Raw genomic sequence first — 21474 nt, 5'->3', positions numbered from 1 at the left:
TCTATGCCATTGACGGTAAATGGTAAATTAGATAGAAGAGCGTTACCAGATCCTGAGTTTGTTAATGAAGATGAGTTTGTAGCCCCGACGACAGAGCTTGAAATAACTTTGTGTGATATATTTGCAGAGGTACTTGGCTTAGAGAAGGTAGGAGTTACAGATGATTTCTTTAGGATAGGTGGTAATAGTATCTTAGCTATTAAGATAGTTTCGCAGCTTAATAAAAAAGTAGAAGCAAAAATAGATGTTAAAGATATATTTGATTTCCCAACTATTAGTAAATTAGTCAATAAAAAGTATGAGGATATTAAGGAAGAGCCTGTAAAAAGAGAAGGTGTTCCTGCAGATGAGTTTTGGGATAATAAACCCCAACCTATGAGTTATTATGAGATGGATAATGACTCTAAAAGACAGTTTTACACTATTCTGCAAAGTATGCAAAAAGATGTCGATGAAATGTCAGTTAGTATATTAGGAAACGCAAAAGGTTTATTATTAGCTGTCAATGAGAATGGAAGTAAATCACCAATATTTTGGGTATGTAATAACTGGACAGAGTTTTCAAATCTTGCAAAAGTAATAGATAAGGATCAACCTTTATATGGAATGAGATCTTTACATACACATGCAAAAACAGCTGAAAGCTACGAACAATTTCAAGAAAATTTAGTATTGGTGTATTTTGCTAGAATAGTTAAAATTCATGATCTATCAAAGCCATTTGTAATATTTGGTAATTGTCAATCTGGTATGTTTGCACATTCATTAGTGGTTCATTTCGATAGAGTTTTAGGTATTAAGCCGTATTTAGTTACATTGGAGTATTTTCCAAAGATATACAAAGGTAAGACTTTAATGATGTTTGGACAGAGCTTTTTAAATCCATTTATTAACTCAGATAAAGATCCAAGAGAGTTTTGGGATAGTCATTTTGAAAAGTATGCTTATAGAATACTCCCTACAGGTCATGGGACATTTTTTAGAGAACCTACTTTACCTTTGACAAGTAATTATATTCAAAATGCTATACATATTTTATATTCGGATAGTAGTTTAAATGAGATTTCTAAAAAGGTCAAATGAGACGGTTCAAAGATATAGCTAATCCGAATAACTTTTGAAACCATTTTTTGTGATTAATCCGTGATTTTTGAGAAAACTTGGTATTCATCCAACATGCAGATTAATGACTCTTTATTTAATATTTCAATAGGAGGATATACTTACGAGATACTATTAGCACATTTTCTTTCTACATTTAGCCTGTTGATGTAAGCTAAGCTTGATTCCTAAAACTGATATAAGAATACAGATTATCGATAAAAGTGCAAATATAGCTATTAACAAATGGTATCCTGAACTATCACCATTTCCAAAGAGATCTATAATATATCCAGATATGGGTTGCATAGCCATACCACCAAACATAGTCATTAAGTTTAAAAAGCTAAACGCTATAGCATAATTTTTCACTTCAACGACTCTCATCATTACAAATAGATATAAAGGTATTGATGGACTAATAGCTAAAATATCATCGACAAGTAAAGCAAAGATGTAGGAATTAAATGTGAAAATATAAGCAATAGATAACCAAGGAATACAAAGAAGAATGATATAATCAACAGTGCTTTGGGTGAGATTTTTAAGGATAAAAAACTAATTATAAATGGTAAAACAATCAGTGCAAACCAAAATGCTGCTATGATATCTATAGCTTGCTGCTGCTGAAGTGAATTATTTATCTCAAAGTAGGGCACAAGCCATAGCCCTGCTAATGAAGCTGTTGGAGAGTTTGCTATTAATCCCAATATACCTATAAACATTATATTTTTATTAAATAATGTCTTAGTAAATAAACTAAAATTAATTTTTTTACATTTTCAAATGACTCATCTGGTGCATTTTCTACCCAAGAAAATATTACAATAAAAAGAATTATTAGAGAAAATACAATTGATAATACTGTCGTATACTCCCAAGAAAACCTGTACTGAAGAAATAAACTGAAAATATCTTGTCCTACAAAACCTCCCAAGGAACCTAAAGCTAGTATAAGTGCATAACCAAAACCTTCATATTTATTAGGCCACCAGTGAGTCACTGCGTATGCAGCACCTATATAAGCAATAGCACATCCTGAGCCAGTCAAAAATCGCCCTATAAAAAGATTATAGAAATCGTTACTTAATATAATAATTATGTTACCAATAATAGTCACTACGATAAAAGATAACATTACTGTTTTAACTCTAAAAATGGTCAGTAAGAAACCTATAGGCAGTTGCATCAAAATATATCCCATTAGAAATGATGAGCCTAACAAACCTAAATAAAATGAATCCAAACTTAGTTGGCTTTTGAATTCTTTTAAGTTAATGCTAAATGATGTTTGCATTACAAAATCCAAAAAAAATAAAGTGGAAAATAACAAACAAGTAAATACATTTGTTACCGAGAACTCAAGCCTATGCTTATCCTCATACTTTAATAGTGGCATTACAACACCTCCTTGAGAGTAATATCCTCATCATAGATAAATATTATCGTGATTAGAGTCAATACAGTTAATAATTCTAAATTGTGCTTTTTCTTGGTGTACAGTATCAAAATTATTACTTGATGAGTTTTGATCTATCATGTCAATTTAGGACAGCTTACTTCTTTATTTTTTATTATATATTCATACTGACTTAGAGTCATATCATATCTTGGTATTTACCACTACAGTATGGAGACTCTTTATCAGAGTGTATAATAATTCTATCAGGAGAGCTAATTCTAAATAAAGCGATTTTTAGAGCACTACGTATTATTTTTTATATGACTACATTCTTTTTGTCTAAAGCGATATCAATTCTGTATGACTGACGATAGTTGGTAGGTTATTACTACAACCAACTCTTCTTAACCATATCCATAGCATTAGAACAATGTATTTCTATTGGATTCAATAACGCATGTAGTTACTCTATCGTTAGATATTAAGCTTATGATATGCTATCTTATATATGGCACGATAAATCAGAAGTTTATAATCGCTGTTACTGCCATGAGAACCTAAGGTTTCATCCTATTAACTCAAATAGTTTGATCTTAGATATAAGCTCTGCTAATGCCAATATACTTGCTGTGGGAATATTTCGAACTTTCTATATTTATATGGTAGATATCCATGGGTCTTTTGTTTCACCCATCTAGGTGGGAGTTAGTTATCTATAAAATTATTGTAAACAAAGAGTCTTTTACTAGAAAATTATTTTTCTATTTCCATATTTGGTATTTGTTTTTTGACAAAACTTTTGAATATATAGTTGACATAATAATTAATGAGAGTATCATATGTGGCTATTGACGATAATAGCAGTCTGGAACCACCTGATCCCATTCCGAACTCAGAAGTGAAACGGTCTCACGCCGATGATAGTCTGGCAATGCCCAGGTGAAAGTAGGTAATCGTCAAACCTTTTTTCAATTTTTTATTTTGATCTTGTCATTTAGAATATTTACTTTTTTTAAAGAAGTTTAAATATAGCTGGCTGAAGTTAGTCTTTAAGTTAGTTATGTATAGACTCGTTATATAGTTTTATGTGTCCTATTTGTGTGGGGGAGGATCAACATAAACCTTTCTAAATCAAAATCTAACTAAGCCAGCCATATTTAGAACAATAAATTAGTTATTATCGATGCTGTTATTATGTAAGCTATAGTTAGTCCACCTAAATATATTGGTAAAGCACAAAATTGAGATCTAAAATTTTTTCTCATATCTATTCACTTACATGTCTTTTTGTCAATGAGGCATATAATATAGCAATATAAATATTTCAACAATTAGTAAAAATTAACAAGGTTAATCAAAAATTGATACTAGGAAAAATTTTTTGATAAATTTGGCTATGGTTATTTGAAATGTTTTTAGTCCCTTAATATGTTATTATACATGGTAATTTTATTTGCAAAACAAAGCTTAAATGTTTAGAAGTCTTCCTCTTTTTATAGGGTTAAGATATATCCGTGCTAAGAAGCGTAATCGGTTTATATCTATTATTTCTGCTATATCTTTTTTGGGTATATCTTTGGGAGTTGCTGTATTAATTACAGTAATGTCTGTGATGAATGGTTTTGACCAACAAATCAAAAATAGAATTTTGATGATGGTTCCACCTTTGAAAGTATATCAGATGGGTGGGCAAGTTACTGACTGGCTAAAATTAGCAAAAGAAGTTGAGAAAAGTGCTCCAAGTGTTACAGCAGCAGCTCCTATCGTGGAGTCTCAAGGATTGTTAAGTGCAAATAATGGTGGTAGTACGACAGCTTTTGTACAGATACAAGGTATAGAGCCAAAATATCAAACTAAGGTGTTACCAATTGGCGATCACATTATAGAGGGTAAGTTATCATCACTAGATGATAATGAGGGCTATAATATTGTTTTAGGTAGTGCGCTAGCAAATAGTTTAGGTGTTAGCGTGGGAGATAAAGTTACTTTAATAGTTCCTAAAATAAGCTTAACACCAGCTGGAATGATTCCTAGGATTAAACAGTTTACGGTATCAGGTATATTCTCAGTAAGTTATCAATATGATGCTTATTATGCGATGATTAATATCAAAAATGCCCAAAAAGTATTTGAAACTGGTAATTCAGTATCATCTCTTCAATTAGGTCTAAAAAATATCTATGATGCACCACTTGTGAAAAATAAACTTAATGATGGTGCTATCGCTCCATATTATTTCACTCGCGATTGGACTGATGAAAATAAATCTTTCTTTGATGCTTTAAAAATGGAAAAGACAATGATGTTCTTTATCCTATTGCTAATAATTACGGTTGCTATATTTAATCTACTGTCATCTTTAGTGATGGTTGTGACTGATAAGCGAAGTGATATTGCAATCCTTAGAACGATGGGAATGTCATCAAGACAAATTATAACTGTGTTTATCTACCAAGGGTTTATAATTGGTTTGATTGGTACAGTTATAGGAGTTCTATTGGGAATTTTACTATCGACTTATGCCACAGAGATTGTTAATTTCATTCAGCATGTTACAGGGAGACAATTCTTGAGTGCTAGCGTGTATCTAATTAATTATATTCCATCGGAGCTTATGTGGTCTGATGTATTTAAGGTTACTTTAGTTTCTATGTTTTTAAGTTTCTTAGCTACACTTTATCCGGCTTGGAGTGCTTCTAAGGTTCAACCAGTGGAGGCGCTTAGATATGAGTAATATAGTTTTAAGTTGTAAGAATGTCTCAAAAAGCTACACAGAATTCAAGACAGATATAGCTATACTTAAAAGTGTAAACCTTGAAATTAATAAAGGAGAAAAGGTTGCTATACTGGGTCTATCAGGATCAGGTAAGACAACATTGCTAAATGTTTTGGGTGGACTAGATAAGTGTAGCTCAGGTGAGGTAATGCTTATGGGTGAGAGATTTGATAATCAATCTGTAAATAAGCGTGCAAAGATGCGAAATAAGCATTTAGGCTTTATCTATCAGTTACATCATTTATTGCCAGAGTTTACAGCTATTGAGAATGTAATGATTCCATTAGCTATTACCAAAAAATATACTAAAAAAGAGTCAATAAAGCTTGCTAATGAAATTCTAACAAAAGTTGGTTTAGAGCATCGTGCAGATCATAAACCTGCCGAGCTTTCTGGTGGTGAACGCCAGAGGGTTGCTATTGCTAGAGCATTGGTTACCAATCCTAACTGTATCTTAGCAGATGAACCTACAGGTAACTTAGATAGCCAAAGATCTGAAAGTATATTTGCTTTGATGCAACAGCTTAGTGATGATTTTGGAACTAGTTTTGTAATTGTCACGCATGATGAGAAACTAGCTAGTCGTATGAATAAAATCTATAGATTAGTTGATGGTGAATTAGAATTAGTTGAACATACCAACTAAATCATTATTTATTGATTTTCATTAGCAAAAAATATTTTTATCTGATTCACTTTTAGTATACTGCATAAGTATGTAGTCCATAAGTGGTAAAGCTAATGAAGACAATTGTATTTGTATATAAAGACACTTTAAAATCATATAAAGAAAAATTCTTGCTAAAGATTGAAAAAGATCTACAAAGTTATGAATATCATACTTTAACAGTAGATGATTTATCTGAGGTTGTAGAGATTCTTGAGGATAATTCAAGAATATGTTGTATCGTTCTTGATAGAACTAGTTTTAGTATTGAAGCATTCCACAATATTGCGCATCTTAACACTAAGTTACCAGTATTTGTGGTTTCTGATTATAACCAAAGTATCAAACTCAATCTGCGTGATTTTAACTTAAATATTAACTTCTTACAGTATGATGCTTTAGCTGGCGAGGATTCGGATTTTATTCATAGAACTATTACAAACTACTTCAATGATATTTTGCCACCTTTAACTTATGAGTTGTTTAAATATTCCAAATCTTTTAACTCATCTTTCTGCACACCAGGGCATCAGGGAGGGTATGGCTTTCAGCGTTCGGCAGTAGGTGCTTTATTCTATGACTTTTATGGTGAGAATGTTTTTAAGACTGACTTATCTATCTCAATGAAAGAGCTAGGAAGTTTATTAGATCATTCGGAAGCTCACAAAGATGCAGAAGAGTATATTGCAAAAGTTTTCCAAGCTGATAGATCGTTGATTGTGACCAATGGGACATCAACAGCAAATAAGATAGTCGGTATGTATAGTGTTGCTGATGGCGATACAATTCTTGTAGATAGAAATTGCCATAAATCAGTTACACATCTAATGATGATGGTAGATGTTAATCCAATATATCTAAAACCAACAAGAAATGCTTATGGCATAATTGGAGGTATACCTAAAAAAGAATTTCAGCGCCAAACTATTCAAGAAAAAATTGATAATAGTAGCATTGCAGATAAATGGCCTGAATATGCTGTTGTCACAAATTCAACTTATGATGGCATTCTATATAACACAGATACTATTCATTATGAACTAGATGTTAAAAAGTTACATTTTGATAGTGCTTGGATACCATACGCAATATTTCATCCAATCTATAAACATAAGTCTGCAATGCAGATTGAACCAAAGCCAGAGCATATAATTTTTGAGACACAATCTACTCATAAACTTCTGGCAGCTTTCAGCCAGTCATCAATGTTACACATAAAAGGTGATTATAACGATGAAGTTTTGAATGAAGCATATATGATGCATACTTCAACATCTCCTTTTTATCCAATAGTTGCTAGTGTTGAGACAGCAGCAGCGATGATGGAGGGCGAGCAGGGCTATAATCTTATTGACAAAACTATCAATCTGGCGATAGATTTTAGACGAGAGCTAGTTAAGCTTAGATCAGAAGCTGGTGATTGGTTCTTTGATGTTTGGCAACCTGATAATATCTCTAATAAAGAGGCTTGGCTACTAAGAAATGCTGATAAGTGGCATGGATTTAAAAATATAGATGGAGATTTTCTTTCACTAGATCCTATTAAGATAACAATCTTAACTCCTGGTATAAAAGATAATAATGTCCAAGATTGGGGGGTGCCAGCGGATATAGTGGCTAAGTTTTTAGATGAGCATGATATCGTGGTTGAGAAATCTGGGCCTTATTCATTGTTATTTATCTTTAGTTTAGGCACTACAAAGGCAAAATCAGTAAGGCTAATATCAGTACTTAATAAATTCAAACAAATGTATGATGAGAATACATTGGTTGAGAAGATGCTACCGACATTATATGCTCAAGACCCTAAGTTCTATGAAGATATGAGAATCCAAGAAGTTAGTGAAAGATTGCATCAGTATATGAAAGAAGCTAATCTTCCTAATCTTATGTACCATGCTTTTAATGTGTTACCTGAACAACAACTTAATCCTCATAGGGCTTTTCAGAAATTACTAAAAGGTAAAGTCAAAAAAGTCCCTTTAGCAGAGCTGTATGAGCAGACTTCAGCTGTGATGATATTACCATATCCACCAGGTATTCCAGTGATATTCCCAGGCGAAAAAGTAACAGAGGAATCTAAGGTAATATTAGATTTCTTATTGATGCTAGAAAAGATAGGCTCAATGTTGCCAGGATTTGATACAGATATACATGGTCCTGAGAGGGCAAAAGATGGCAAATTATATATCAAAGTAATTGATGATTAATATTAAATTTTTTTGAAAAAAAACGCTTATAATCAGCTAAAAAAAAATGTATAGTGTTGCTTATCGAGTCTAATTTTAGGTGAAAAAAATGCTTAAAACTCCTCTTTATGAATCGCACTTAGCAGCAAATGCTAAAATGGTAGACTTCTCTGGATGGTCAATGCCAATTAACTATGGTTCACAAATTCAAGAGCACAATAATGTTAGAGAGAACTGTGGTGTCTTTGATGTATCACATATGCTAGCTGTTGATATTCAAGGTAAAGATGCCGAGAAATTTTTGCGTCATATCTTGGCTAATGATGTTGCTAAGCTAGAAGCAGGCAAAGCACAGTATGGCTGTATGCTAAATCATGAGGCAGGTATCGTTGATGATCTTATTACATATAAGATTGACTCAGAGAATTTTAGAATAGTTGTCAATGCTGGCAATAGAGAGTCAGATGTGGCATGGTTTAGAGAAAACTCTCAAGACTTAGATGTTAAGATAACACCACAACAAAACCTAGCGATAGTTGCTGTACAAGGTCCAAAAGCTGTAGAGATTGTTAAGCATACTGTAACTACAGAGGTCGCAGAAGAAATAGCTAAGCTGAAGCCTTTTACATTTAAGTTTTTTAGTAATTGGATGTTTGCTCGTACTGGTTATACTGGCGAAGATGGTTTTGAAATAATGTTGCCAGCAGACCAAGTAGCAGATTTTTGGGATAATTTATTAGAAAATGGTGCCGAGCCAGCAGGCTTGGGTGCTCGGGATACTTTGCGCTTAGAGGCAGGGATGCACCTATATGGATCAGATATGAATACAACTACAACTCCTCTAGAGAGAGGGCTTGGTTGGAGTGTTGATTTATCTGATGAGAATAGAGATTTTATTGGTAAAAAAGCATATCTTGCAAAAAAATCACATGGTATAACTACTAAGTGGACAGGAGTTGTTCTAAAGTCAAAAGGCGTGCTTAGAGCTGGCCAAGAGATTGATTTTGATAATGGCGAAAAAGGATATATAACAAGTGGTAGTTTTTCACCTACTCTTAAAGTTGCAATAGCATTAGCTTATGTGCCTAAAGAAGGTGCTAATCCGATCGTTAATATACGCGGTAAAGAATTAGAAGTAGAATTAGTTAAAGCAAAGTTTGTCAAGAATGGGCAATCTTTGATTTAAAAAATAAATATTTTCACAACAATAATTAATCGTAGTCAATACGGAGGTATAAAAATGTCAAATATTCCTAATGAATTAAAATACACAAAATCTCATGAATGGGTGAAAGTAGATGGTGATGAGGTTACTGTAGGTATTACTGAACATGCGCAGTCTTTATTAGGTGATTTAGTATATGTTGAGTTACCAGAAATTGGAGAGGAATTTTCAGCTGGTGATGATACTTGTGTTGTTGAATCTGTGAAAGCAGCTTCAGATGTATATGCTCCTCTTGATGGTGAGGTTATTGATGTGAATGAATCTCTAAGTGATGATCCTTCTCAAGTAAACCATGCACCATATAGAGATGGATGGTTATTTAAACTTAAAATCTCTGATGAATCTCAACTTGCGGATCTATTATCTGCGGATGCTTATGCAAAAACTCTTGAAGACTAATTATAGACTTTCAGAGTTTCTATTTAGTCCTTTATAAAATTCTATATACGAAGACATGGAGGAAATATGTCTTTTATTCCACATAAACCTGAGCAGATAGAAAAAATGCTTGGTACTATAGGCGCAAGCTCTATAGATCAGTTATTTGATGAAATTCCAGCCCAGTTAAGAGCAGATACTCTTAAGATTAAAGATGGAATCAATGAGATTCAGTTAGCAAATCAGATGAGAAAAAGAGCTAATAAAAATCATCATAATACAAACTTTATAGGAGCTGGAGCATATAGTCACTATATACCATCTGCTATATGGGATATTGTAGCTCGAGGAGAGTTTTATACAGCATATACACCATATCAAGCAGAGGCCTCTCAAGGTGGCTTACAGGTTATATATGAGTTCCAAACTATGATGGCTGGCTTGACAGGTATGGATGCCTCAAATGCTTCTATGTATGATGGAGCAACTGCTTTGGCAGAGTCTGTACTTATGGCGATTCGCTCAAACAAAAAAGCTAAATCCCAAAAGATTTTGATTGCTGAAGCTTTGCACCCGACTTATTTGAGAGTATTAGAAACTATAACAAAGCATCAAGGTATAGAGTTTGATATTGTTAATCTTGATTCTAAAAATGGTAAGACAGATATTACTAAGTTAGAAGATTTTGCGAATACTGATTATGCAGCTGTAGTTATCCAAAGTCCTAATTTCTTAGGTCAACTTGCAGATGTTGATGGGATTACAAATTGGGCACATAAGCATGACGCTTTAGTAATTGCTGTGACTAATCCTATGTCACTTGCGATATTGAAATCACCTGCGGAATGGGGTGAAAATGGTGCTGATATAGTATGTGGTGAGGGTCAACCTATGGGTGTGCCTTTAGCTTCTGGAGGACCATATTTTGGTTTTATGACTTGCAAGATGGCTCATGTACGTCAAATGCCAGGTCGTATAGTTGGTAGAACAGTTGACTTAGATGGTAATGAAGGTTTTTGCTTAACTCTACAAGCTAGAGAGCAGCATATCCGTCGTGCAAAAGCTACTTCAAATATCTGTACTAACCAAGGTTTGATGGTTACAGCTGCGACTATTTATATGAGCTTATTAGGTGCAGAAGGTTTAGAAAGAGTAGCAAGTGTATCTCATGAGAATACCACTAAGCTAGCAAATGAATTATCTAAACTAGATGGAGTAAATGCTAGATTTAATAATGTATTCTTTAATGAAGTGGTGATCGATTTACCTGTAAATGCCGAAATCTTTGTCACAGAAATGGAAAAAGAAGGTATAGATGCAGGTTATTTCTTAGGCGAGTATCATAGTGATTTAGCTAACTCTATTATGGTTTGTGCTACAGAGATTCATACATCTGAAGATATCAAAGAGTATATAGAAGCTACTAAAAAAGTTTTAGCTAGGATAGGAGGTTAATTTAAATGGTTATTTTTGAAAAAACTAGAGGTAAAAACTCACCATCTGTAATGCCTAGCAAAAAAGGAGATGTTTCAAATATCCCTACAAATATGCTTCGTTCTAAAAAACCAATACTTCCAGAGCAAGCTGAGCTAGATGTTGTTAGACACTATACACAACTATCACGCAAAAATTTTTGTATAGATACAAATTTCTATCCGCTAGGTTCTTGTACTATGAAATACAATCCGCGAGCTGCGCATAAGTATGCTTCATTAGCTGGATTTTTAGAAAGACATCCTTATGCAAGCGCTCAAAGTGTACAAGGTACTCTTGAATGTCTATATGATTTACAAGACTTAATCAAAGAGCTAACTGGTATGACAGGTGTATCATTAGCTCCTATGGCTGGTGCTCAAGGTGAGTTTGCAGGTGTAGCTATGATCAAAGCATATCATCACAAGCGTGGTGATTTTGAGCGTGATGAAATCATCGTGCCAGATGCTGCTCATGGTACTAACCCAGCTACTGCAAAAGTTTGTGGTCTAAAAGTTATTGAGATACCTACCAAGAAGGATGGTGATATTGATATCGAGGCTCTAGATAAGGTACTTGGTCCAAAGACAGCTGGAATTATGCTAACTAATCCATCAACTGTTGGTGTATTTGAAAGAAATATCGCAGTTATCGCGAAGAAAGTCCATGAAGCTGGTGGTTTATTGTACTATGATGGTGCCAACTTAAATGCAATCATGGGTAAAGCACGCCCTGGTGATATGGGCTTTGATGTTTTACATATGAATCTTCATAAGACTTTTGCTACTCCTCATGGTGGTGGCGGTCCAGGTGCTGGCCCAGTTGCTGTTAATGATAAGCTAAAAGAGTTTTTACCAGTGCCAATGGTTGGTAAAAAAGATGATAAATTTGTATGGCTAGAAGAAAAAGATGTACCAAATACTATCGGTAGATTATCAGCATTTAATGGTAATATCGGTGTATTAATTAGAGCATATATTTATGGTGCTATGCTAGGCGGTAATGGTCTAACAGAAGCTTCTGAAATAGCTACTCTAAATGCTAACTATATGATGGCTCGCTTAAAACAAGAAGGCTTCACGATAGCATATCCTGAGAGAAGAGCTTCTCATGAGTTCATCGTAACTTTGAAGCCTGAGTTCCAAAATTATGGTGTGACAGCCACTGATTTTGCTAAGTGCTTGATAGATAGAGGGGTGCATGCTCCTACAATGTACTTTCCGCTATTGGTACCAGAGTGTCTATTAATAGAACCTACTGAAACTGAAAATATTGATAGTATGGAGAAGTTTATCCAAGCAATGGTTGAAATCAGAGATATTGCTAAGAAAGATCCTCAGTATCTAAAAGGTGCTCCTTATAATCTACCAGCGCGTCGTCTTGATGATGTCAAAGCAGCTAAAGAGCTAGATATCGTTTGGCAGCCTAAATAATTCTTCTTTATAATCCTTTTAGATTTATCAAAAAAATATATACATGTCTACAAATCTTAATCTAGTCAAAATTATATTTGTAATAAATATAATTTTTATAACTTTATCTTTTTATTTTCAGAGCGAGTTATCTAGTAATCTTGCAGTACTATGTGCAGCTATATCACTTATGACAAGTGTGATTTTTGATAAGAAGATTTTCAATTCAAATCTATTTTTATTTTTATCAACCTTGCCAATTTATTTGATAATACCTCTTTATCAAAATCCAATGTTTGCAACATTATTAATCACACTATTAATATCTGCACTAGTATACAAAAAGCAGGTTTTTGAGCTGTTTAATTTTGGGGAAATAAAAGATATTAAAATCTGGTTAGCAGTAGCGCTTGTATCTGTAGTAACTTCAATAAGCTTGATAGTTTGGGGGATATTAACAAGTGAGCTAACTGGAGTTGGAGAGGCAACTTCTCAAGAGCTTGCGAAGCTTAGTACTATTGTAATTTTAATGCTAATACCTGTTGGAGCATTATTGAATGCAATTGTTGAAGAGGTTATTTTTAGAGGAATTATCCAAACTGAATTGACTAAAGTTTTTAATATTTCAGTAGCAATATTTTTACAAGCATTTTTATTTGCCGGATTTCATTATGCGGGAGGGTTCCCTAATGGGTTAATAGGTTTTGCGATGACCTTTGTATATGCTTGTGCTCTAGGTTTGATGAGATATAAAGTAAAAGGAGTACTTGCACCTATCATTACTCATACATTTGCTGATATGACAATTTTAATATTTTTGTGGGTGTATTTTTAGAGCTAAAGTTTTTATATTCACTAGTGTATAATTTTTGTTATATTCTAATCCATAGTAACTATTAGATGCGTAACATTTTCTTAAAAATATCTAGTATTCTTTTATTGACCTCTTTATCTATAAATTATTCTTTTGGATATGCTCATACCAAACTAATGCTCGAGAATAACTGTAGTACAGATGCTGTATTTACTATCAAAGATAAAAATAACAAATCAACTTTTACAAAGACACTAAAACCACATCAATACTATATGACTAAAGAGCTATCAAATGATAATTTTATGGATTCAACAACATCGTATTATGATATTGGCTTCAAATCTAAAGATTCGTCAGGTTCTGTAGAATACGAGTTATCAAATGGCTTTTTTTATTTTGGTCAAAAAGGTGCCAATCGAGCTTTATTTAAAGATCCAAAAGGTAATATAGAAATAAATCATCAATTCCGCAATGAGGGTTATGAATACTATTGGACTAATTATTCAGTGAACCTTAAAACATTGATAAATGGTAGTTTAATAACACCAACTTTTACAGTTTCTGCATGTCATCAAGAGCTAGATATATTTGATAGTCTATTATTTGGTGTCAAAAGAATAATGATATTTGGCGATAGCTTAAGTGATAAGGGTAATTTGTATAAATATTCATTACAACTCTTACCAAAATCGACACCATATTATAGAGGGATGTTTTCTAATGGTGAGGTATGGTCAGAACAGTTTGCAAATAGGCTTTATTTAAATAATATTCCTGTGAGTAATTATGCAGTAGGTGGTAGTTCGGTTATAGTGTTTCCAGAGTGGGCTGATAATAGCACTCCGTATGTCTTAGATGATCAAGTAGGCTTATATCTAAATCTAGAAGCTAATGATGATATAAAAGATAATTTGGCAATATTCTTTGTCGGAGGTAATGATTACCTAACTACTAATCCAGAGATGACGGATATTGATGGAGCAGTCAAACAAGTGACAGATGGTATCATCAATGCTATTGAAAAAGTATCTGCAAAACAGACAATTGTTGTTGGATTACCTGATCTAAGTATCACAGGAGAGTCTAAATCACTAAGTAATGAGAAAGTTCTCAAAAAAATATACAAACAGCATAACAAAATTTTAAGAGAGTATGCGGATAAGCATAAAATGAAGTTTATAGATATTGCTACAGTATTTGATGAAATGGTAAATAATACTAAGAGCTTTAATAAAAAATATAATGCAACTATAAGCTTGGATCATATCAAAGATTCTTGTTGGTTGGGAGGATATTTTTCATCTGAGAAGTCTAGTATTGATAGTGCATATAATAGCCTAGAGGCTAACGCCAAAACAGACTCTAAAGTCAAAATGAATGATCTATTAGATCAGCCATCAATGCAAAGTGTTATAGATGCAGGGTATGCTGGTAGTATGTGTGATAATCCCCAAGATTATGCGTTTTGGGATCATGTTCATCCAACCTATCAAGTGCATAGGGCATTATATAATTATATATTATCAGAGTTGGCTGTTAGACCTGTCACAAGAGATAAGTGATAGTAATTTTTCAAAATTTTGTTAAATAATCATTTGACAAAGATAATTCTAAGTAATATGCTGAAAGATATGGACTTAATTCCATATGAATTATAAGCATAGTCTTATAAACGTGTTGATTTGATAACTCAGCTTGCGGACACGAAAAATAATCTGCTAAAAGGTGTTTTGGATTATTCCATCTTTCCCTCTCAGATTTCTCCCAAGCTAAAGAGTTTTATAAATAGGAGAAAACTATGAGTAAATATTCTTTAGAAACATTAGCCGTACATCGCTCTATACCAGAAAAGAGTGGATCAGTACAAACACCTATACATCAAACTTCTAGTTTTGTATTTGAAAGTACAGAGCATGCTGCAAATCTTTTTGCATTAAAAGAGTTTGGTAGTATATATTCACGATTAACTAACCCAACAGTAGATGAGTATGCTTCTAGGCTAGCTAATCTTCATGGAGCTGCTGGCGGATTTGCCTGCTCATCAGGACATGCAGCACAACTTTTGATTTTCTTAAATCTACTTCAAAGTGGTGATCATATAGTTGCTTCTAAATATTTGTATGGTGGTTCAGTAACACAATTGACACATACATTTCCAAGGCAATTTGGGTGGCAGTCAACTCTAGTTGATATAAATAAATTAGATGAGGTCAAAAATGCTATCCAAGAGAACACCAAGGCACTATTTATAGAGTCTCAATCTAATCCTTCTGGAGTTATTGCTGATATCAAAGCACTTGCAAAAATTGCTCATGAAGCTGGTATTCCGTTGATAGTTGATAATACTGTTGCAACACCTTACTTATTAAACCCATTAGAACATGGCGCAGATATTGTCTCTTATTCTTTGACAAAATATTTAAGTGGTAATGGTTCTATAGTAGGTGGTGCAGTTGTCGATGGAGGAACTTTTGATTGGTCAGCGAATGATAAATTTCCTTTATTAGCAAAACCTGATAGATCCTATAATAATATTTCATTTCATGAAACTTTTGGCAAGTTGGCTTTTACCGTTAGGGGGCTTGCAGTTGGTTTGCGAGATATAGGTGCTACTCTTAGTCCACATACTGCTTTTTTGGCTATACAAGGTCTAGAAACATTGGGAGCAAGGTTAGACAAGCATATCAAAAATGCTGAAAAAGTAGCAAAATTTTTAAATGCTCATCCAAAGATTAAAAAAGTTAATTATGCTGGTCTTGTTAACTCTCCATATAATCTTTTGGCTAATAAATATTTTCCAAAAGGTGTCGCTGGATTGCTAACCATAGAGTTAAATGAAGGATTTGATGCTGGTAAGAATTTGGTCGAGCAAACAAAGCTATTCACACACTGTGCTAATATCGGGGATGCTAGAAGCTTGATTATACATCCAGCATCAACGACACATTCGCAGTTAACAGAGCAAGAGCGTATACAATCAGGAGTATCTGATGGTTTGGTAAGATTATCAATAGGCTTAGAAGATGCTAATGATCTAATAGAGGATTTAAAGCAGGCTTTGGATTATTCGGAGGTGCAGTATGACGATCAATGCAAAAAAGTCATTTGAGTTTTTTAGAGACTTACAGCTTAATTATCAAACTGAAATTAGTATCAAGAATAGCTCTAGTATCAAAAGATTAAAAGTTGCTATTGTAAATTTGATGCCAACTGTCAAAGAAACTGAAAAGCACTGGGCAGATGTACTTTCTCATAATAATTCTACAATTGTTGAGTTAGTGTTTTTTCATTCATTAGTACGTCCTAGTACTAGAGTTAGCGAGAGTTACTTACAAGAAAATTATGCTAATTGGCAGGATTATGATTTTGCTGATTTAGATGGAATTATTATCACAGGGGCTCCTGTTGAGTTATTAGAGTTTGAGAGCGTTGATTTCTATCCAGAAGTTTGTGAGATAATTTCAAAAAGTCTTGAGTATAAATTATCTGTGATGTTAGTTTGCTGGGCTGCTCAGGCCGGTCTAAATTATCTATATGGTATAAACAAACAATGTCTAGAAAAGAAGTTATTTGGTGTATATGGGCATAAGCCTATTAAGCACGATCATCCACTGCTAAAAGGTATAGATGGTGAACTTAAAGCTTGTATATCTCGACAAACAAAAATTACAGATCAGAAAGTATTGGAGCATACAGATGTTATCCTAGCATCTGCAATAGATGGCTTAGATTGTTTAGCAGATAAAAAGTATGATATTACTTATATGTTTAATCACCTAGAATATACTCAGGATACCCTAGAAGCAGAGTATTTAAGGGATAAAGCAACTACCGATAATATAGATAAGCCATATAACTACTATGACAGCCAAAATAATATTAATTATTCATGGCAAAATGATAGAAAGACTTTTTATTCTAATTGGTTGGATATTATTAAAGATATTAAATAGCAGAATTATAAATTCCAAGCTTTTATTATATCTTCTTCAGTGATTTTCTTTTGATTGAGATTTTCAAAGTAGATCATATATTGTTTAATCAGCTGGTTAATATACATATCCTCGCCAGAGATATAGAAAATATCGTTTTTATTACAATACTCGAGTAGATAATTTTTCTTATTATCTTTTTCAGGCATAGCGTGACAAAATACTATTTTTGCATTTTTAACTAAGTCTATAAATTGGGTATTTTGCTCTAGTTCTGGTGATGATGATATTGGTGTGGCATCTACTACTAGGTCATACGGACCTTCAAAATGAGGAATGTTTTCTATACCTAGTTCTTTTCTTTTTTGAGCTACTTTTTCGGCACTTCTACCGACTATAGTTACTTTGATACCTAAGTCTTGTAGAACTTTAAAAGCAACTCCAGATACGCCACCATTACCGTATATTACTGCGGTTTTGATAGTTTTGTTTGATGCTTTGATACCTTTTTTAAGAGCTGTTTGTAAACCATGACAGTCTGTATTGTAACCATAAAGTTTGCCATCTTTATTGATAATTGTATTTACAGCTAAAGTCTCTTTAGCTAAAGGCTCTATGTAATCTAAAAATGGTATTACTTTTGATTTTAGACCATTGTGAGCCGTTACTGTACCACCATTGACAAAGGGTGCTCTAATAGCATCAGTATATGTCTTGGCAGTTATATCACCAGAAAATGTAAAATAACAAAGATTTAAGCCTAGCTTCTGTATAGCAGTATTATGTCTTGATATAGATGAGTTACTACCAGAAGTAGAAAATAAAAACTTAGTCTCAGTATTAAGAGGAGCTTTAAAATTATTAGACATCTTATTTCCTTAGCTATGAATAATTAACATTGAGTATGCTCTAAGAGGAGGTAGCTTGCCTTTAGTTGTTTTTTCTATAGTCTCCGTACCAGCTCTTTCATGATTTGCGACAACATGCCACTCATTAGTTTCGGTAATAGGGACAATATCATTGATATCGTAATTTTCTATAGCTGTCGCATTATACACTACAACTATATTTTTCCACATATCGCCGTTAGCATTATCCTTAAGATGAGATACGATAACTCCAGAATGAAGATCATGGTATGCTGCTGAAACAATTAGATGTTTACTAATATCTTCAGGAGAGGTCATTCTAAAAGCAGGGTGTTCTTTTCTTATCTTTATAAGTCCTTTCACATAATCAAAAAAAGGCTTGTATTGTAATTTGTCTTGCCAGTGGAAAGCATTGATATCATCATTACTTTTATAACTGTTATGATCGCCTTGTTTTGTTCTAAGAAATTCACAACCCCCATGTAAGAATGGTACACCTTGAGATGTCAATACTATGCCAAGAGCTAAACTATTCTGGCGAACTCTACGACTGTCAAAGATATTTTCTTGGATGTTTTGTCTATAGTTACCAGCTTGTATATTTCTATTCAAACTCTTCTCTATTTGATCCCAAAGTGTATAGTTATCATGAGCATCAACATAGTTGATAGTTTCTTTAGGGTTAGCAGTTAGATCATGTATGGATCCTTTTAATCCTTCCATAACCTTGCCAATATTAGCGGGATTATGAGCATCACCATTAACATAGCCATTACCTGGACTATTATTACCTCGAATAGCATCTCTGAAGGCATCATTAAATACAGAGAAATCTTGGTTTCTTTGTGTGCCTCTGTAGGTACCATTTCTAAGAGGTGAATCACCAGCTTTCCATGGCTCACCATAGACTATAATACCTGGATCTATTTGTTTTACTTCTTCAGTAATTTCTTTGATAGTATCCAAATCGATTAGTTCCATTAAGTCAAATCTTAGTCCATTGACTTTATAGTTTTTAACCCAATGCAAAACAGAATCTTTAATAAACTTACGTACCATTGGTTTTTCGGTATCAAGCTCATTACCGCATCCGGAACCATTAGTAAAATGGCCTAAGCTATCTGTTCTGAAATAGTATTTTGGAACGATACTGTCAAAGTTCGATGTATCAGTCATATGGTTATAAACCATGTCCATGATTACACCAATACCTTTGTTATGGAATCCGGCAATCATCTCTCTAGCACCTTTGATTCTTTGAGTTGGATCAAAAGGGTTGATAGAGTAGCTTCCATCAGGAGCGTTATAGTTTTGTGGATCATATCCCCAATTTCTATTATCTTTGATATTAGCATTTGACTCATCAACTGATGAGAAATCAAATATTGGTAATAGATGCACATGGGTTACTCCAAGTTCATGAAGACTATCTATACCTGTTGAAACAGATAGCTCACCATCTGGACTGGTTATCTCAGATCCTTCATATACTGTACCTAAGAATTTGCCACGAATATTATCTGGGATATTACTGTCAGGGCTGATTGTAAAATCTCTAACATGTAGTTCGTATATAATAGTGTCTTGAGGATTCTTAGGTGTATGGAAGTAGCTGTTTTTCCAGCTTTCAGGAGCAAGATCTTCGGAGTTAAGATCGAGTATAAAGCCTTTTCTACCATTAGCACCAAGTCCAACCGCATAAGGATCGATAGCATAAGTTATTTTTGTATACTTATTACCACGATAGTCTATATCATCAAAATAAAATCTATACAGATAGAACTTATTCTCACAGAATTCTCTAGCAATACTTACACTATGAGTACCATACTCTGGCTCAGGTATTAGATTAAATGCATCATCTGGCATCTCATGCTTATCATTATCATCTTCATGATATATCAAAAGCTCAACGTGTTTTGCTGTCGGAGCCCATATTCTAAAAGATACAATATCATTAGAAAATGTCACACCCATATCATTATTTGGGTAATAATATTTATCCAAGAAGTTTCCGATACATACTTTAGTTGGCATAAAGGTATTATTTGCACGTATTTCTATCAAATCACTAGGATTTAAATCTGTAGGCAAATTAGTAAATATAACTTTTTTAGATTTATATTTGATAATACTTACCGCATGGGTTACTTTTTTTGAGTTGATCCATAGTTCAAATATAGTGCCGACAAGAGGCGTATCAGATAGGTATGCCTCAATTTTATTAGGTTCATCTAATACTGCATAATTTATTCTAGCGTTAGTTCGATTAATAACATCATTTAGTGATGTATAGATATCATAATCACCATAAACTATATAAAAATTATCATGCTCTTCATTTGTTTTGAATGAGCCTGTTTGTTCAGCCCAATCATTTTGCCAATACATATTCCATGTTCTTTTGCGAGCAATAATATTCTTATTTACACAATCAGCATATAAGCCAAAATCACTTTTTTTGGATAATGATTTAGGTCGTGTTTTGCCTTTTTCATCATATGTCCATAATTCCCAACTAAAGTCCTGTCCTAAGTATTGATCATCCTTTTTGACAAAATGAACGAGTTGACCTTCTCTAGGTTCTCTAGCTATTCTAAAAACTCTTTCCGCTCTATGATTAGGATTGTTTTTGCTACTGCAGAAAACTTTAACTTCACTAATATCAGTTATTGCTGGATCTATAATTAGTTGATTGTTTTTGATTTCAATAAGTTTTGATTTAGGTTCTACTCGCCATGTAACATCTACAATACTTCTCTTTTTTGTCAATGATTCTGTTATTGCAACTAGGTCTACTTTATAACCAGGTACTATATAGTCTTCAGATGCTTTTATTGAAAGAATCTGAGGATTTACACACCAATTGAAAGTTAATGGTTCAAAAGTACGATTGCTTGCTGATAGTCTTCTTTCATTACCTTCTAAATCAACTAATACAAAAGAGTATTGATTTGAACCATTGATAAGACTAGAGATTTTAAGTACATTTTTTGTTAGCCATAGACTACCATCGTCAGGATCTGCTTCCCAAACAAGTTTATATCTATCTTCTTTTTTCCAATGATTGAAATGTCCTATAACATATCCATATGAGAAGCCATGTGCATTGATTCTAAATCTAATACTATTTGTATCTGGATCTTGATCGAGTGTATATTCGGCATTGAATTTTTCGAAAATATTATTTTTTTCTATCCATATATTATTTGATGACTGCATATCTACAACTT

At 33.3% G+C, this 21474-nt stretch carries 17 protein-coding genes, 1 rRNA gene and 1 riboswitch; of the genes, 13 read left to right on the top strand and 5 right to left on the bottom strand.

Going from position 1 to position 21474, the window contains the following annotated elements; translation table 11 throughout:
• Positions 1 to 1083: phosphopantetheine-binding protein (locus tag FTPG_RS09465; RefSeq protein WP_155105188.1), on the top strand; the 1083-nt coding region annotated here is incomplete at its 5' end.
• 153 nt (positions 1084 to 1236) lie between these two features.
• On the opposite strand, the gene FTPG_RS09460 is transcribed toward FTPG_RS09465, so the two are convergent.
• The 3 genes from FTPG_RS09460 to FTPG_RS09450 are packed head-to-tail and all read right to left on the bottom strand — an operon-like array spanning position 1237 to position 2500.
• A complete protein-coding gene (locus FTPG_RS09460) occupies positions 1237 to 1488 on the bottom strand; it encodes a hypothetical protein (protein WP_035722679.1) in 252 nt (83 codons plus the stop codon).
• A gap of 38 nt (positions 1489 to 1526) precedes the next feature.
• The gene (locus tag FTPG_RS09455; RefSeq protein WP_004288245.1) at positions 1527 to 1826 is read right to left on the bottom strand and encodes a hypothetical protein; all 300 of its coding nucleotides are present in this window, start codon (positions 1824 to 1826) and stop codon (positions 1527 to 1529) included.
• Positions 1826 to 2500 carry an MFS transporter gene (locus FTPG_RS09450; protein ID WP_004288244.1) on the bottom strand — a complete coding sequence of 225 codons (675 nt, stop codon included), beginning with the start codon at positions 2498 to 2500 and terminating at the stop codon, positions 1826 to 1828. The genes FTPG_RS09455 and FTPG_RS09450 overlap by 1 nt, the downstream gene beginning before the upstream one ends.
• Positions 2501 to 3350: 850 nt before the next feature.
• On the opposite strand from FTPG_RS09450, the gene rrf reads away from it, so the two are divergent.
• From rrf to FTPG_RS09390, 12 genes are all read left to right on the top strand, one after another.
• A 5S ribosomal RNA gene (rrf, locus tag FTPG_RS09445) occupies positions 3351 to 3465 on the top strand.
• 509 nt (positions 3466 to 3974) lie between these two features.
• Complete coding sequence (locus tag FTPG_RS09440) at positions 3975 to 5237, top strand: lipoprotein-releasing ABC transporter permease subunit (protein ID WP_004288243.1); 1263 nt, start codon at positions 3975 to 3977, stop codon at positions 5235 to 5237.
• Complete coding sequence (gene lolD / locus FTPG_RS09435; RefSeq protein ID WP_004288242.1) at positions 5230 to 5925, top strand: lipoprotein-releasing ABC transporter ATP-binding protein LolD; 696 nt, start codon at positions 5230 to 5232, stop codon at positions 5923 to 5925. Before FTPG_RS09440 ends, lolD begins: the two co-directional genes overlap by 8 nt.
• 95 nt (positions 5926 to 6020) lie before the next feature.
• Positions 6021 to 8156 carry a lysine decarboxylase LdcC gene (locus FTPG_RS09430; RefSeq protein ID WP_004288241.1) on the top strand — a complete coding sequence of 712 codons (2136 nt, stop codon included), beginning with the start codon at positions 6021 to 6023 and terminating at the stop codon, positions 8154 to 8156.
• An 88-nt stretch (positions 8157 to 8244) separates the two neighbouring features.
• Positions 8245 to 9321 carry a glycine cleavage system aminomethyltransferase GcvT gene (gene gcvT / locus FTPG_RS09425; protein WP_004288240.1) on the top strand — a complete coding sequence of 359 codons (1077 nt, stop codon included), beginning with the start codon at positions 8245 to 8247 and terminating at the stop codon, positions 9319 to 9321.
• A 54-nt stretch (positions 9322 to 9375) separates the two neighbouring features.
• Positions 9376 to 9759 (top strand): glycine cleavage system protein GcvH, encoded by a 384-nt coding sequence (gene gcvH / locus FTPG_RS09420; RefSeq protein ID WP_004288239.1) that lies wholly within the window; start codon positions 9376 to 9378, stop codon positions 9757 to 9759.
• 66 nt (positions 9760 to 9825) lie between these two features.
• Entirely contained in the window at positions 9826 to 11193 is a 1368-nt protein-coding gene (gene gcvPA / locus FTPG_RS09415; RefSeq protein WP_004288238.1) for an aminomethyl-transferring glycine dehydrogenase subunit GcvPA, read from the top strand.
• Positions 11194 to 11198: 5 nt separating this feature from the next.
• A complete protein-coding gene (gcvPB, locus tag FTPG_RS09410; protein ID WP_004288237.1) occupies positions 11199 to 12644 on the top strand; it encodes an aminomethyl-transferring glycine dehydrogenase subunit GcvPB in 1446 nt (481 codons plus the stop codon).
• A 43-nt stretch (positions 12645 to 12687) separates the two neighbouring features.
• Positions 12688 to 13458, top strand: a complete 771-nt coding sequence (locus FTPG_RS09405; protein ID WP_004288236.1) for a CPBP family intramembrane glutamic endopeptidase — start codon at positions 12688 to 12690, stop codon at positions 13456 to 13458.
• A 65-nt stretch (positions 13459 to 13523) separates the two neighbouring features.
• A complete protein-coding gene (locus tag FTPG_RS09400; protein WP_004288235.1) occupies positions 13524 to 15002 on the top strand; it encodes an SGNH/GDSL hydrolase family protein in 1479 nt (492 codons plus the stop codon).
• A 102-nt stretch (positions 15003 to 15104) separates the two neighbouring features.
• Positions 15105 to 15182: riboswitch (SAM riboswitch) on the top strand.
• Between the two features lie 56 nt (positions 15183 to 15238).
• Positions 15239 to 16549, top strand: a complete 1311-nt coding sequence (locus FTPG_RS09395) for an O-acetylhomoserine aminocarboxypropyltransferase/cysteine synthase family protein (protein WP_004288234.1) — start codon at positions 15239 to 15241, stop codon at positions 16547 to 16549.
• Positions 16521 to 17393 (top strand): homoserine O-acetyltransferase/O-succinyltransferase family protein, encoded by an 873-nt coding sequence (locus FTPG_RS09390; protein WP_004288233.1) that lies wholly within the window; start codon positions 16521 to 16523, stop codon positions 17391 to 17393. The genes FTPG_RS09395 and FTPG_RS09390 overlap by 29 nt, the downstream gene beginning before the upstream one ends.
• A gap of 5 nt (positions 17394 to 17398) precedes the next feature.
• Here the strand turns inward: FTPG_RS09390 and FTPG_RS09385 are convergent, their stop codons facing one another.
• Positions 17399 to 18241 (bottom strand): shikimate dehydrogenase family protein, encoded by an 843-nt coding sequence (locus FTPG_RS09385; RefSeq protein WP_004288232.1) that lies wholly within the window; start codon positions 18239 to 18241, stop codon positions 17399 to 17401.
• Between the two features lie 9 nt (positions 18242 to 18250).
• Complete coding sequence (gene pulA, locus FTPG_RS09380; protein ID WP_004288231.1) at positions 18251 to 21463, bottom strand: type I pullulanase; 3213 nt, start codon at positions 21461 to 21463, stop codon at positions 18251 to 18253.
• Positions 21464 to 21474 lie beyond the last annotated feature (11 nt).

This window comes from Francisella philomiragia subsp. philomiragia ATCC 25015 (genome assembly GCF_000156715.1).
Classification (GTDB): Bacteria; Pseudomonadota; Gammaproteobacteria; order Francisellales; family Francisellaceae; genus Francisella; species Francisella philomiragia.
The sequence above is the reverse complement of the archived record's forward strand: the minus strand, read 5'-3'. Positions and strand labels throughout refer to the sequence as shown.